Here is a 15,917-nt window from a genome sequence, read left to right as displayed (position 1 = left end):
AAATTGGGTATTAGTAGCGAGCTTTCTGGCTCGCACTACAAGGATTTCGTCATTATTGACATTAAGGTTTAAATGCCGAACAGCTTATACCTCATCCAATTGTGAATTAGCCAATGCCATAATATTAAGGATATGAATTATCCTGTGGGCATAGCATCATGGTGGAACTTTGGACAGCGCTGGGCGTTTCTATCCTAAAGGATTTACTCTTAAAGGACATCCTCCTGAAACTGGGGAATGAAGCGTTAGAAGACTATGTAAAAGATTTTTTCAAAGACTGCATTAATACTGGGGTGCAATCTGCCCAAACCGATGTCCTGAAAAAAGCGCTGGGTGAAGCTTTACAGCAATTCCTGAAACTCATCGAAGATGAATTACTCTTATATTTAACCGAAGCCCAAGTTCGAGACACCTATCAAGTTGCTATTGGGCGGTTTATCCAAGACGATGACGTTAAACCCCTGTTAGGAAAAGCCTTTGAAAAAGATTGCCGAGTCATCGACGCTAATCAATTAAGAATAATTTGGGTACAGCGCTATTCTCCCGATATGCCAACTGGGTTTAACTGGGATGGGATTGCCAAACCATATCTCAAAGAAGTGAAACGCATTGTCCGGAATTCGCCAGAGTTAAAGGCGATTTTAGAATTAGAGATTCAGGAATCCATAGAACAACAGGTTCGAGACAATGCCAAAATTAATCCTGATTTTAATATAACTAAATATCAAGAAGGATTACGGGAACGCTACAGTCATTTAAACCTATCCAGTTTAGATACCACAGGCTGCGCTTATAACCAACTGAAACTCTGGCAACTCTTCATCCCGCAAAATGTGCGACAAGTTCATCAAGTATTACCCCAAGTTTATGAACTGCCCAAAGAACATCAACGGCGACTGCGAGAGAGTAATCAACTTGATACAGATATATCCATCGAAGAGTTAACCGACTATAAACAGGTTTATTCTCAACAGCCAATCCGCCCCATCAATGAAATTATTAACGATAAAGATAATTATCGTTATCTGGTGATTCTAGGTGATCCGGGTTCAGGCAAATCTACCTTGTTGCAATATTTGGCATTAGACTGGGCAAATTCTACCCCCAATGATGCCAGTTTCCAGCCGATTCCTCTGCTGATTGAATTACGCACCTATATGCGGAATCGCGATGTTGGACAATGTAAGAATTTCCTGGAATTCTTCCATGATAGCAGTGGGATTGTCTGTCATCTGAATCAGCGTAAACTGGTGGAACAGTTACAAGCCGGAAATGCTTTGGTGATGTTTGATGGCTTGGATGAAGTATTTGATCCGGGAAAACGGGAGGATGTAATTACTGATATTCATCGCTTCACCAATGACTATCCTGATGTGCGGGTAATTGTTACCTCTCGCGTGATTGGCTATAAACCGCAGCGGTTACGAGATGCTCAGTTTTATCATTTTATGTTACAAGATTTGGAGGCAGATCAGATTCAGGAGTTTATTACCCGTTGGCATGATTTAACCTTTACGGATCAAGTGGATAAACAGAGGAAGTGGGAACGACTCCAACGGGCAATTAATACTTCAAAAGCGATTCGCGAACTCGCCGGAAATCCCTTATTGCTGACAATGATGGCAATTTTAAATCGCAATCAGGAATTACCCAGAGATAGACCTGAATTATACAACCAAGCGTCGCGGGTATTGCTGCATCAATGGGATGTGGAACGGGCGTTAGTGGAACATCAGCAGTTAGAGATTCAAACGATTGATTATAAAGATAAGCAGGCGATGTTGCGTCAGGTAGCTTATCAGATGCAAGGGGCAGAGAAAGGGTTAGCAGGTAATCTGATTGCGGCGGATGAGTTAGAAGTAATTTTAACAGAATATCTGAAAACATTAGATATCAATAATCCTAGGGCGGTGGCGCGGGTGATGATAAAGCAACTGCGGGAACGGAATTTTATCTTATGTTTCATGGGGGCAGATTATTATGCCTTTGTGCATCGGACATTTTTGGAGTATTTTTGTGCTTGGGAATATGTTTGGCAGTTTGAGAAGGAACGAACACTTTCTCTGGAGGAGTTGAAAACTGAGGTTTTTGGCAAGCATTGGCAGGATGAGTCTTGGCATGAAGTGTTACGGTTGATTGTGGGGATGATTGAGCCAAAGTTAGCTGGTGAGATTCTGGATTATCTGAGGAATCAGCCGGGGGAAGCGGAAACGTTTATTAATGTGTTTCTAGCGGCGGATTGTCTGTCTGAGGTGAGGAATCGTTCGGTTATCGTATCAACGGAGACTCAATTACTGAATCAGATTAAGGCGTTAACACAGTACGACTTACATTACTGTTACGAACCCGATGAAAATGAGTACTTTATAGTTAATAAAATTCGGACTGAAGCGGTTTTAATAATTGCTAAAACGTGGCAATATGACCCAGACACTTTACCTTGGCTTAAAGAAAAAGCCCAAGATAATGAGGATGAGATTGTACAACGTGCAGCGATGCAAGAATTAGCTAAAGGTTGGAAAAATGACCCTGATACATTAAACATTCTTAAAGATAAAGCCCGAAATGAGGAAAATATTGATGTGCGATATACAGCGGTGAAAGAATTAGCCAAAGGCTGGAAAAATGACTCTGATATTTTAAACATTCTTAAAGATAAAGCCCAATCTGATTGCTACTATAATGTACGATGTACAGCGGTTGAAGGATTAGCCCAAAACTGGTCAGATGCCCCAGACATATTGAATATTCTCAAAGTTAAAGTCCAAGATGGTTACCATTTGCTTGTGCAAATGACAGCGGCAGAAGAATTATCCAAAGCGTGTAATAATAATTCAAACAGTTTAATTTGGCTCCAAGAAAAAGCTAAACATGATGACAATTGGACTGTGCGATACGCAGCAGTGAAGGGATTAGCCAAAGGCTGGAATGATGACGCAAATACCTTAGCTATTATCAAGCAAAAAGCTCAAGATGATGAACATCCGGATGTGCGACGTGCAGCCGTGCAAGCTTTAGCCAGAAGTTGTCAAGATGACTCAATTGTATTAAATATTATCAAGCAAAAAGCTCAAGATGATGAACATCCAGATGTGCGACGTGTAGCCGTACAAGCGTTAGTCCAAGGCTGGAGAAATGACCCATTAACCTTAAATATTATCAAGCAAAAAGCTCAAGATGATGAACATCCGGATGTGCGACGTGCCGCATTACAAGCATTAGCCAAAAGCTATAATGATGACACGAAGACCTTGGCTATTATCAAGCAAAAAGCTCAAGATGATGAACATCCGGATGTGCGACGTGCCGCCGTGCAAGCTTTAGCTAAAGGCTGGAAAAACGACCCAGACACATTGCTTATTATTCAACACAAAGCCCAATCTGATAAAGATTGGAATGTGCGGCAAGAAGCAGTGCAAGCATTAGCCAGAGATTGGAAAGAGGAGCCAGATACCTTGCCTCTGCTAAAACAAAAGGCTCAAGATGATGACCATGAATATGTGCGAATCGCAGCAGTACAAGAATTAGCCCAAGGCTGGCAAGATGCTCCAGATACCTTACTTTGGCTCAAGCAAAAAGCACAATCTGGTAATTATCCAGATGTGCGATATACAGCAGTGGAAGAATTAGCCCAAGGCTGGAAAGATGACCCGGATACTTTACATATTCTCAAAGAAAAAGTTCAGGATGATGATGCAGATGTGCGATATACAGCGATGAAAGAATTAGTTAAGGGTTGGAAAAATGAGCCGACTACCCTAACTATTCTCAAACAAAAAGCCCAATCTGATGACGATGAGGATGTGCGACGTGCAGCGGTGCAAGAATTAGCCAAAGGCTGGAAGGATGAGCCATGGCTATTTGAATTATTACGCGATCGCGCCCTCAATTATCCCTTTGTGCGCGAGGAAGACAGGCAAATAAATCCTCGGCAATTAGCAATTGAAATCATTATCAAACAATATCCTAACCATCCCCAGACTCTACCCTTGCTGCGCGACAGAGCTAAAAATGACCCGGATGAGAAAGTTAGGGAGTTTGCCCAGAAAAAATTGGCACAATTAGAGAATCAAAGGAGCTAAATACGATTTAAGATTAGCGGTAAAATCAATTTACAAAATTTAATCGTCAATCTGTTAAAATTCAGATATTGCACCATTTTCTGTCAGCCCCAGCATCCGCCAATAATTCAAATTCTTGGCTCATAGCTCAAGTCCATTAAAATGGACTAAAAGTTGTATCCTCCTCCAGTAGGTTGGGTTGAGCGACAGCGTTACCCAACAGAATAAAACCCTGTAGAGACGTTGCATGCAACGTCTCTACAGGGTGGGACGCCCCCTACATTGATTAAAGGGCGACCCGAGTCGATTGAGTGGACAAAATTGTCGATTTGTGCAAGCGGGTCGCCCCTACAGGATAACTACAAACGGGTTAATGCGATTAGGATAAAAACACTCATGACGACATCTGTACAAACCAGCAAAGTTTACGACGAAATCATTGATTTTATCGCCGCTGGAACCACACCCAAACGTGTTATTGATTTTCAACTGTCAGAAGCAGCAAAAGAACGTTTAGCTGATTTAATTTACCAAAGCAAAACTGAAGGGTTGACACAAGAGGAGAAAACAGAACTAGATAAATACCTAGTCCTAGAGCATATTATGAGATTAGCTAAAGCGCAAAATCTATATTCAGTCAGCTTGAGCTGACTTGAGCTTTTGGTTCCTTGGGTTGTAACCAAAGGCTTAGCAATCAAGCCTTTTAAGGCACTAAAGTGCCTACTACGAACAACTACTGTACAACATCCCGCATATACCGACCCCACAATTGTGCGGCTTGGGCACTACTTCCTCGCGTGGGTGAGTTGTCGTCATTGCCTAACCAAATCCCGGTGACTATCTGACGACTGGGTATAAAGCCAATAAACCATAAATCCACATACCGATCCGTGGTTCCGGTTTTCCCCGCTTCTCCTAATCCGATCGCGGCTGAACCGCCTGTGCCATTTTGCACCACCCCCCGCAACATCGTGGTCATGGTTTGAGCAACTGCAGGGGCTACAGCTTGAACCCCCCCTTCCCCATTTTCGGCAAAGTCATAGATCACCCGACAGGTTTGGGGGTCATTGTTATCGACACAATCCCCACTATCGAGAATCCGTCTAATTCCATGGGGACGATTCCACACCCCATTATTCGCGATCGCGCTATACGATCCAGTTATCTCTAACACATTCACTTCACTTTGTCCAATTGCCAACCGGGGAACCGGATCAAGCTTTGAGCGAATCCCTAATCGTCGCGCCGTTTCTACCACGTTATTTAATCCCGCATCTGTCGCTACCCGCACCGCAATCACATTCTCTGATTGCACCAAACCCGTGTACATATTAACTGTACCCCCGGAACGTTCGCACCCGCGCAAACCAAATGCTGGGGCGCAGGAGTAGGTTTTTCCCGGTGGAATTCTTTGATCTAAGGCGGCGGCGTAATCAAACAGTTTAAACGTTGAACCGGGTTGTCGTTGGGCTTGAGTTGCCCGATTAAACTGACTTGCTTGGTAATCCATACCCCCCACCATCGCCCGGATTGAGCTATCTGTCGTATTTAGGGTAACCATTGCCCCTTGAGAAAAGCGTAATTGGGTTCCCGTGGTATTGACAAAATTACGCAGTGCTGATTCTGCCTTTGCCTGAGTCTGCAAATCGAGACTGGTTTCGACAATAAAGTTTCCTTCTTGCGCCAACTCCGCACCCAGTAAATCCCGCAGTTCCTCAAACACATAATTATAGAAATAGGGAGCTTTGGTGCTATTCAGGAATTCACGGGCTTGAGGGCTTACCTCAATGCGCGATCGCCTGGCTCGTTGTGCTTCCTCGTCACTAATCATCCCCATCGCCCGCATCCGGCTAATTACCCGATTTCGCAACCCCAACGCGGTATCATAATCCTGAACTGGATTATAACTATTCGGTGCTGGCAAAATCGCCACCAGAGTAGCGGCTTCAGACAGGGTTAACTCCTGTGCCGATTTATCGAAATAAAATTGGGCAGCATCTTCAAACCCATACGCTTCTACCCCTAGATAGATGCGGTTTAAATATGTCCTTAAAATCTCATCCTTACTGTAAAATGTCTCCAGTTTCAGTGCCACAATTGCTTCCCGGAGTTTCCGGGCGGCACTATTATCTCGCCCGACATATTCGGTAAACAAACTACGAGCCACCTGTTGACTAATCGTACTCGCCCCTTCTTTAATTCCACCCCCGCGAATATTCCGGACTAATGCCCGCAAAATTCCATAAGGATCGACACCAAAATGCCAATAATAGCGACTATCTTCTGAAGCAACTAAGGCTTTAGGTAAATAGGGAGAAAAATCCGATAACCGTTTTAGTTCTCGGTGAACCTCAGTACGCGGTTGACGCAAGGGAACCTGGTCACGAGAATAGACAACAACGGGACCCTGAACTCCAGTGGGTAGGGGGCGCACCGGGATTTTTAACCATTCAATGCCAATAATTAAAGCAATTAACGCCGTTAATCCACCCACCCCATAGAGGCTGTAACGAATACCGAGAATATACCAAGGCGGCGGATCGACATATTGCAGCTTTACCGAGGCGGCTAATTCCGGTGGACCAATGGTGAGAATATCCCCATGGCGCAAGGCTAAAGATGGCAAGCGGCGTTTACCTCGATAAATCCCATTGGTGGAATTTTCATCTTTAATAATAAACATTCTACCCGATCGCCCATAGCGTTCCAAGGACAAATGAACCTGACTCACCACTGGGTTTCGCACCACAATATCGCAGGATTTAGAACTGCGTCCCAGCAAATAGCGATCGCCTAATAGGGGGTAGACTTCCGCTTTATCCGCACCCGCGTCTTGCACCCACAGTTCTGGAACTTTGGCATTCGGCTTCAGCGCCAGGGCTTCAAAGTTAACTCTGGCTTGGATCGTTTGCACTGCCTGAGTCAACTGACCTAGAATGGTTTTCGGCGGTTGGGGAGGTTTGGGAGAATTCATATATCCTTTGTCATTTGTCCTTGATCCTTCGTAAGGGGTTGAGGACTATTTACAGAACGTGTTGGGTGTTGGGTTGATTTCCACTAACCGACTTAGATGATCGGGTGTCGGGTTCCTGGTGCGAGTATTCATGGTTCATTGTTCATGGTTCATCGCGTTGTTCGGGAGAGGTGAACCTATCCGTTGCCTTGACATAAGACGAATGACGAATGACAAATCCTAACTTGGTCGCTGAATAACCTTTTCCAGAATTCGCCGCTTGGCTTTGGGGTCAATGCCAATTAATCGCACGTATTCGTTATGATGCTCCGCAAGGCGTTCGGCTAAGGTCAGGATCACGTCTGATGCTTCATTTCCTTGAAATGTGCCATCACTTTTCCAGGCATTGGTGCGAAAACGCCGCTCATTGGCATATTCTAAACTGAGACGATAGCCTTGGGCTAAGAGTTCGCGGATCTGCTGCTGGATATCTAAATCTAAGGAGGGGGTGGGGTGCTGAGGTGTCTTGAGGTTGACTCTAGTCTCAGTAGTGGCTTGATTGGCTGATCCAAGATCAAGGGTGCGGGGTTCTTCTGCCAAACGGTTTCCCTGTCTCAGTGTTTGGGTGTTATTGTGACCTGGTATTTGCCGTGCTGGAGGTAACTCAAGGGTAGGACTTTCGCGCAGGGCTTTATTATATTCTCGAACCAGTCCCATCTCCTCAACTTGTTTTTGTTCGCCAATCATCACCTGACCGAATTCGATTAAGTGAGAGAGTTTAAAATTCGGCTTTTCAAATTCCGGAGGCGCTTCGGTACTGCGAACGACGCGAAAGGAAATTTTGTCCAATCCGACATCATGGATGAAGTGGAGAATCTGCTGATCATAAATCCGCGATCGCAAGGCGCTGAAAAAGTCAATGGCTTGATTGGGGAACTGATCCACGAGTTGTTCTAGATCCCGTCGTGATAGTCCATCGGCGGCGAAAATCCCGCCCACAATACCAATGCGTTCCTCTCGATTCGGTTCCCAGTAATATTTTTCCATACGACCCTCTCGAATTAAAGGGGCGTAGAGGGTGGAGAAGTCGTTCCCAGTTACGATAATCGGGACGCGATGCAGGGGATTGGCGTCATAACTCCCAGGGAGTTGCACATCGGTGGGATGGTCGGCAATATTCATTAATGTGGCGCTAACGAGTTGAGTATTGACGGTGTATTGAGTCGTGCGGTCAAAGCGTCCAACCCCTGCATCTAAGTCATTAATCATTAAAGCGCACATTTTCCCCTGCACCTTAATCATTTCAGCGGCTTCTCGATAACGCAGGCGAATCAGACGCGCCGGATCACCAGCATCCGGACTTTCCAGTTCACCGCCAGAGATATGGATCACACCAATCCCCATTTGTTCAAAGACTAACTCGCATTGGAAGGATTTCCCTTCCCCCTTGCGTCCATGAATGCCTAGAATCAGAGGAACCCGTACTCCCTCTAAATCTAGATAGTTTTTGGTGATGTGAACCGCCAGTTTATCCCGGAAGCTGGGCGCGATGTAGTAGGTCATGAATGAAGAAGTTGTTGTGCGATCGCTAGTCTTTGATATTACCGAATTTTGAGCCTCTTTTAATGCCACACGTCGCCCTATACCCTGACGCAGATTGGATAAGAAGCGATTCATTAACAAGGCAGTCGCGCGATCGGGAACTGACCAAAGGCTCATGATTAAGGTTTTGGTTCCGGCGATGGCAAAGGCACGACGCAAGCCGAACACTCCCTCACCCAGTTTCACATCCCCCTATGCATTACTCACATCTTTCTTAACATTAGCGAGAGCGATCGCTCTCGCCCTCTCCAACCCCCATTCCTACATAGCAAATTCTCAATAAAACTTGATTTTTATCAAGAATGGTTTTTGGTTATTTGTCAAGCATAGTGGAATGAACCGAACTTGAAATCCTTGTGAAACAAGGCTTTCAGGATTGTTAAGAAAGATGCGAGTAAGGGATAGGCCAAACAGGTGAATCGGGAGGCAGATTTAGCGTTAAACCTGCAAGGAACCAAGATTTATATGTCGGAAGCGAATCTGCGAAAATTGATTGAAGAACTTGTTGATAATGCGTTTAAATTTTCGCCACCCGGAAAAACCGTTAGCATCTGCGATCGCGTCGAGCAAAATCGGGTCATTCTCACCATTCGCGATCGCAGACGGGGGATGACATCGGAGCAAATCGCCAATCTGGGAGCCTACATGTAGTTTGAGCGCAAACTTTATGAACAACAAGGGTCAGGATTAGGGTTAGCAATTGCCCAGCGTTTAGCTCAATTACATGGAGGAGAGTTTCCCAGCTCCTTACCGTTGACCTTTCTGCCATCGAGCGATCGCCTGCTGCGCGGCTGGGTAGGAGGGAGTATCAGGCGGAACTAAGGCGGCGGTTTTTATCGCCAGTGACAACTGACCCCGCCATGCACGAGAATTGGCGATGAGGTAAATCTGGCGACTCCATTGATTAATTAACTGTTGCGCTTGAGCATAACCCGGTTGACCCACGGAAATTTTACTTAAAGTATTAATTGCTCGATTATAAGACGAGGCTTGATTACGTCGCAGTTGCTGTTTAGCCGCTTGAATAATTGTTTGGTTTTGCTGCTGCTGTTTAGCTTGAGTCTGCCAGGTTTTAATCGCCGACTGCGCCCGATTATAAATCGAGGGATTGGTAGACGGAACTAATTTTGCCGCCGCGATCGCAGACGCAAAATTGCCTTGTTTCGCCCGCCCTTCGGCTAAGTCAAGAATCACCTGACTCCAGCGCTGGATATCCTGTTGCGCTTCTTCGTACAGGGGTTCACCAGGTTCAATTTTCTGGGCTTGGGCGATCGCTTGACTGAAGAGGGAGGCTTGATTGGGTTGGATTCTACCCTTAGCTTGTGCCAAAATCCGTTGGTTCGCTTCCATGGATTCCGGATCAGAGGGTGAGGGTGAGTCTAGGGGCTGTTCCTGGGGTTTACCCGCCGACGCGGCTGTGATACCCCGATTCTCCCCAGGTGAGGGTGGAAGCGGTGAACGAGAGGCTTCAGGTGCAGGGCTAGTCTGATCAGCGACGGGACTTTGAGTCACTGACCCCTCCGTCTCTTCATCGGCTGTGGGTTGGGTTTCGGTGACAGGCTGAATAATCTGGGGACTTGTCCCCGTTTGACGGTTAAGAATTTTGAGCGTGATTAGCATCAGCACCAAAACCAGTATCAGTCCACCCCCTTGCATCAGCCATTGTTTCCATGTCTGATCCTTTGGACTATCGTCTTCTGAAGCGAAACTCGGGGTCGGAATTAAAGCGGTTACTGAGTCGGCATGATCATCAACATCTGTAGGGATTAACGAGTGCGTCGGTTGTTTGTCTGGTATAGCAACAGGATACTTGGAGACAGAGGGGGTTGTGCCATGACCATTATCTGTAGAGGCGTCCCAATAGGCTGACTTGCCATTCGTCTGATCCCCTGATGTTACGGTTGAAGCAATCGGTGTCGCCGTTTTCGCTTCCACGGAAGCGGACAGGGGGATAGGCAAAATGATCTGTTGTCGGGTTGCTTCTGAAGGGATGATAATTAAAGGTGTCTGTATCGGTCGCCAGTGGTGTTGACTTAACTCCGGTAAGCGATCGCGTAAATACTGCTCCAAGTTTGTCAAAGTTAGATCGGTTTGATAATAGCGCAGGGCTTCCAGTAAAGCAGCGCTAAACAAACCATTCCGCAACGCCGTCGCTTCATGGGAAAATTGCCCTAGCTGACTGGACATGATCAGCGTAATTCCCATCTGACGGGCTAATTCCAGGGTTTCTGCACCCACAGGTTCCCCGGCTTGCAGTCCTGGCGATCGGTTAATATCCAGCAAAACCAGCAGATTTTCATCCCCTTGAGGCTGGAGAGAACTAAGGAGCGATCGCATCGGTATCCCGGTACGGGGAATATCCTGGGGATTCCCATCTATGGGCATCAGGTAATCTGCTTGTTGCCAACAAACACCATAACCACTAAAAAAGAACCACCGCCAAGACTTTGATGGGGACGTTTTGCCATTCGTTGGGGAGGGTTGGCGAGTCGCGTCCAGCCAGCGCCAAATATTGTCCCGATTGGGATAGGTGGATTGACGATCAATTAGAGGTGAATGATCGGTTAATACTAAATAATCCTCGGATGACCCATTCCCTTGCTGCACCAGAAACTGCCACAAGGCTTGAGCATCCGCCTGTCCGTAGTTCAAGGGCGGTAAAAACTGATAGCGATTAATGCCAATTGCAACGCAAGCGTAATTTGCCATGGGTTTTGGGTTTCGACGTTGGCGGCTGGAACTTGGTCAGTGTTGCCATCGTCTTGTCGGACTAACGGTTCAGTCTTGATCAAGACATTAAAGACAAAATCATTTTATAGTCTCCACTACCTGTCCGTCAGGATAACCCTGAAATCGTCTGTCTCCAATGGGGAGATTTGAAGAATCATCAACAATCTGCCCTTCAGGGGTTATCTGAGACAACGTCTGCTGTTAAAATCTCTGTTTCATAACCCGTCGTCTACCCCAATGATCCAGTCAATTGCCCGAAAACAAATTGCGCCGCTCGGTTTATGGGTGTTGGTCGGTTGTACCAGTATCAGTTGGCTAATCACAGCCGCGATCGCACCTGAGATAGCTCAAGCTTACACAGCGCGAGTCGAAGTTGCTCTCAGCAGTCAACCCGATGAAAGTTACGCTAATTTTCTCCGCCGCGCCGAAGCCATTGCTAGAGCCGCCGCACAACGCAGTTTCGATGGTGATATTTTGGTCACTGATGTCGCCGTGACGATTATCGGAGAACATAATAACGCGATCGCGCCCATTATGTTGCTAGAAGTGAGTCGTCCAAACTGGAAACGACGTCCTATTGTTTCATTTTGGGCAACTTATTTTCCGGGGACTCAATCCCTGCTAGACTTTAGCCAGCCATCAGGGTCTAACCCGCCCGCCGAGTCTGAGGCTAATCAGTAAATAGAGAGAGGGCTTGTGCATAATATTTGAGGTAGCGTGCTAGTTCCTCAAATTGCCCAAGCCCTTAAACCATTCAGGTTCTGATTTGTCCCTATATGCAATTGTGTCTTCCGAGGATGGGTTCCCGCCTCAGCAAAACTTCTTAATCTTTTACGTCAATTGGCTGATAAATAACACAGCCGCTTATCAGACGCTCTTATCGCAAAAGGCAGAAAGCTCCACCAAAGTGTAAGTTATTCAACCGGATAGGATAAGGTGCAATATCTTAGCTTAAGATTCACCTTCTCCCGCGCCAAATCATAGATTATGGCGGGAGACTTCTTGCCGGATTAGTTAAAGTGTTTAACAAGCCAAATTTATGTAGGATGGGCAAATTTCCGACTGGTCAAAGCACGCCTGCAAAAACCTATCGTTGGTTGAACTTGTCCACCTCACACTGACCTGATCAGTTTAACCTCAAGACATTCCTGTCGATTTTGCCAATGGTCGGCATATTGTTGCCAAGCTGCACTAACAAGCTGCACTAATTAGACTGGTTTTGTTGTTGTTGACGCTCTTTGACAGCCTGAGTTAACAAGTAAGTCGCTAGGCTACTCAGTGACCGACTTTCCTCCTCTGCCCACTGTTCCAAGGCTCTCTGGATTTCTTCCGGTAGATAAGCAGTGACCCGCCCTTTTAGTTTCATCAGCCCTAAATTTTAATGCTTCAACATATTCCAGTATATAATTTTTCACTGTTTATTGCTCAATCTAAATTCGTTATACGCTAAAATAACACACTTTACGCTGATAAGCCAGATTGGTCAGCGTTTGGACTTTGGACTCACCCTCCGGAGAGCGTTTCCCTCTCTCATCCCCGTGCAACAAAAAGCGAAGCATCCGCTGGTCTCCGGGTCTTCCCCTTAAAAGGGGGACGGCAGGGGGATCTATAAGGGAAGAGGGGGATTTTAAGGAGATGGAGAGGAGCTGGGGGAGAGGGCTATAGCCTGACATGCTGCCAAATTGTCCAAATCTCCACAGGAGAAATTAACCCAAATGGGTATACCTTAAATGTTCCATAAGGCTTACAATTATTTATAATATTTTTAAGGGGACTAAAAAAATGATATCGCACTCTAATCCTAAAGCGTTAGCTTTACAAAACCTGCATTTTGTTAAGTTTCAATGAAGCATAAAATCGAATCAAATCTACTATATTAATCGCCTAAAAAATAGGAAACTAAAGAGTCGATAAATCGTCATTTATTCTGAGTAGTCCTGACCCGACAATAGGCAACAACCAATGACATACAAGATGAACACAACAGTATTGACCAATTGCTGGTTGGTGGTTGCCAATCTATTCACCATGACCAAGAAAAAAAGTAAACGAACCCACTATCTACTGTTGACGTTACTCCTGGCGGGCTTACCAACGCAGGGGCTGGCTCAATCGGTTGTTGAAGCCCCAGATGGGACAGGTACTATTGTCACATCCAATGGTGATCAGTTTGACATTACCGGGGGACAAACTTCTGGGGATGGGGTGAATCGTTTTCATAGCTTCAGTGAGTTTGGTTTAGACGCGAATCAAACGGCTAATTTTATTTCTGATCCTACTATTAAAAACATTCTGTCCCGTGTGACAGGTGGTGACCCTTCCGTCATTAACGGGTTGCTGCAAGTGACGGGGGGAAATTCTAATCTATTTTTAATGAATCCTGCGGGTATTGTCTTTGGTGACAATGCTCAACTTAACATTCCCGCATCCTTTACCGCTACAACCGCTACGGGGATTGGTTTTGGGGACAATTGGTTTAATGCACAAGGGGCAAATAATTATGCCACATTGATCGGTCAACCCAATGCTTTTACATTTAACACCGCCAACCCCGGATCAATTGTGAATGCAGGTGATTTGGCGGTAGAATCTGGACAAGATTTAAGCTTAATTGGGGGTACGGTTGTCAGTACGGGTAGCTTAACTGCACCAGAGGGAGACATTAGTGTGACCACTGTCCCTGGTGAGAGTATGGTGCGGATTAGCCAAGCTGGATATATGCTGAGTTTAGAGGTTCAACCCTCTGCGTCAATCCCATTAACTCCCCTGAATTTGCCTCAATTATTAACCGGGAGTGGACAAGTAGCGGGTGTTGAGGTGAGTAGCGGTGGAGAAGTTAAGTTAGTTGGGTCAGGTATCGCTGTAGAAAATGGGGATATCGTGGCGCGTAATGTGAATTCCCAGATGGCTACACTATCAGCTCAGCATAATCTGACGTTAGTGGAAAGTCAGTTACAAACCACGGGAGACTTAAATCTGCTGGCAAAGGATACAGTACGGGTGCGGGATAGTCTAGTTAATCCGTTTCTTGCCCAAGCTGGAGGACATCTCTACATTCAGGGGAATCAGAGTATTGATATCTTGGCGCTAAATCATCCACAAACACCGTTTCAAAGTGGTGGAAATCTCAGTTTAGTCAGTGATGGCAATATTTCTGGCGATGCTCACTTTACTAGTGGGGGCAATTTCTCGATTCTTAATTTATCGGGAGAGCCAGGTAATTTTGTTAGCCTTTATGACCCAATTATTCGGGTTGATGGTGATGTTGAATTTGGTGATTACACAGGTGCAGCCCTTTTGGTAGAGGCGACAGGTAGTATCCAGGGGGGCAATATTACGATTACTAGACCCGATGATTCTCTTGATGCTAATGCAGGAATTTCTAATTCAGATTTGCAGCTTTTGACCAGTCAACCAACCCTGATTTTGCGAGCTGGGTTGGATGCGGTAACTTCTACTAACGTTCCTGCAACTGAAGGATCAACCAATTTTCAAACACCAGGATCGCCGTTATCGCTGCCACCAGGAAGTATCAATGTAGGAAATATTAACACTTCCGATGAAGTTTCTGTACTTAACCAAGCTGATGCAGGCCCTGTAATATTGTTTGCCACGGGTGACATTATTACAGACACTATAACGGCGACTACAAGTATGGGTAGTGGAGACAATTCTGGTTTTGTAAATCTGTTGGCTCAAGGAAATATTACGACTGACACTATCAACACCAGTGATAAAGGACAGGGGAATGCGGGTTCTGTAACAGTAACAGCCGGAGGTAATATTAGCATTAATGGTATAGATGCCAGTGAACAAGGACAAGGTAATTCAGGCGACGTAACCTTGACAGCAGGGGGTTCGATTACACCAGGCAATATCAACCAAGATGCTCTCCCACCAGGCGATATGGGTCAGGTTCAGATCACACCTAACCAACCCAATCCCCAACCGCCACCCAATCCCCAACCGCCACCCAATCCCCAACCACAACCCAATCCCCAACCGCCACCCAATCCCCAACCACAACCCAATCCCCAACCACAACCCAATCCCCAACCGCCACCCAATCCCCAACCGCCACCCAATCCCCAACGGATTTATGAACGGATTCCTGCACTGATTTATGAACGGATTCCTCAACCAATTCCTGAACCGGAACCGATTACTGAAGCCGAACCAATTCTTGAAGTAGAACCCAATCCTGAAGCCGAACCGATTACTGAACCAATCTCTGAAGTAGAACCCAATCCTGAACCGGAACCGATTACTGAACCAATCTCTGAAGTAGAACCCAATCCTGAACCGGAACCGATTACTGAACCAATCTCTGAAGTAGAACCCAATCCTGAACCGGAACCGATTACTGAACCAATCTCTGAAGCCGAACCCAATCCTGAACCGGAACCGATTACTGAACCAATCTCTGAAGCCGAACCCAATCCTGAACCGGAACCGATTACTGAACCAATCTCTGAAGTAGAACCCAATCCTGAACCGGAACCGATTACTGAACCAATCTCTGAAGTAGAACCCAATCCTGAACCGGAACCGATTACTGAACCAATCTCTGA

At 45.9% G+C, this 15,917-nt stretch carries 9 protein-coding genes; 5 read left to right on the top strand and 4 right to left on the bottom strand.

Annotated elements, in window-relative coordinates; translation table 11 throughout:
- Positions 1-158: 158 nt before the first annotated feature.
- Positions 159-4,082 (top strand): HEAT repeat domain-containing protein, encoded by a 3,924-nt coding sequence (locus tag RIG27_RS08175; protein ID WP_446344097.1) that lies wholly within the window; start codon positions 159-161, stop codon positions 4,080-4,082.
- Between the two features lie 375 nt (positions 4,083-4,457).
- Positions 4,458-4,712, top strand: a complete 255-nt coding sequence (locus tag RIG27_RS08170; protein ID WP_446344095.1) for a hypothetical protein — start codon at positions 4,458-4,460, stop codon at positions 4,710-4,712.
- Positions 4,713-4,794: 82 nt separating this feature from the next.
- On the opposite strand, the gene RIG27_RS08165 is transcribed toward RIG27_RS08170, so the two are convergent.
- Positions 4,795-7,035, bottom strand: coding sequence for a transglycosylase domain-containing protein (locus RIG27_RS08165; RefSeq protein WP_446344093.1), 2,241 nt, complete (start codon positions 7,033-7,035; stop codon positions 4,795-4,797).
- A gap of 219 nt (positions 7,036-7,254) precedes the next feature.
- Entirely contained in the window at positions 7,255-8,802 is a 1,548-nt protein-coding gene (locus RIG27_RS08160; RefSeq protein ID WP_446344091.1) for a CHAT domain-containing protein, read from the bottom strand.
- Positions 8,803-9,030: 228 nt separating this feature from the next.
- On the opposite strand from RIG27_RS08160, the gene RIG27_RS08155 reads away from it, so the two are divergent.
- Positions 9,031-9,267, top strand: a complete 237-nt coding sequence (locus tag RIG27_RS08155) for an ATP-binding protein (protein ID WP_446344089.1) — start codon at positions 9,031-9,033, stop codon at positions 9,265-9,267.
- Positions 9,268-9,363: 96 nt separating this feature from the next.
- Here RIG27_RS08155 and RIG27_RS08150 read toward each other — a convergent pair whose 3' ends face one another.
- Entirely contained in the window at positions 9,364-11,325 is a 1,962-nt protein-coding gene (locus RIG27_RS08150) for a caspase family protein (RefSeq protein ID WP_446344087.1), read from the bottom strand.
- A gap of 258 nt (positions 11,326-11,583) precedes the next feature.
- Here RIG27_RS08150 and RIG27_RS08145 point away from each other — a divergent pair, with 258 nt between their 5' ends.
- Entirely contained in the window at positions 11,584-12,027 is a 444-nt protein-coding gene (locus RIG27_RS08145) for a hypothetical protein (RefSeq protein ID WP_446344085.1), read from the top strand.
- Between the two features lie 523 nt (positions 12,028-12,550).
- Here the strand turns inward: RIG27_RS08145 and RIG27_RS08140 are convergent.
- Positions 12,551-12,712: a ribbon-helix-helix domain-containing protein gene (locus RIG27_RS08140; RefSeq protein WP_006104592.1), complete on the bottom strand. Its 162-nt coding sequence runs from the start codon at positions 12,710-12,712 to the stop codon at positions 12,551-12,553.
- A 596-nt stretch (positions 12,713-13,308) separates the two neighbouring features.
- Between RIG27_RS08140 and RIG27_RS08135 the strand changes: the two genes are divergently transcribed.
- On the top strand, positions 13,309-15,917 hold a 2,609-nt coding region (locus RIG27_RS08135; protein ID WP_446344083.1), incomplete at its 3' end, for a filamentous hemagglutinin N-terminal domain-containing protein.

Origin of the sequence: Coleofasciculus sp. F4-SAH-05 (assembly GCF_040222985.1) — a bacterium.
GTDB lineage: Bacteria > Cyanobacteriota > Cyanobacteriia > Cyanobacteriales > Coleofasciculaceae > Coleofasciculus > Coleofasciculus chthonoplastes.
The sequence above is the reverse complement of the archived record's forward strand: the minus strand, read 5'-3'. Positions and strand labels throughout refer to the sequence as shown.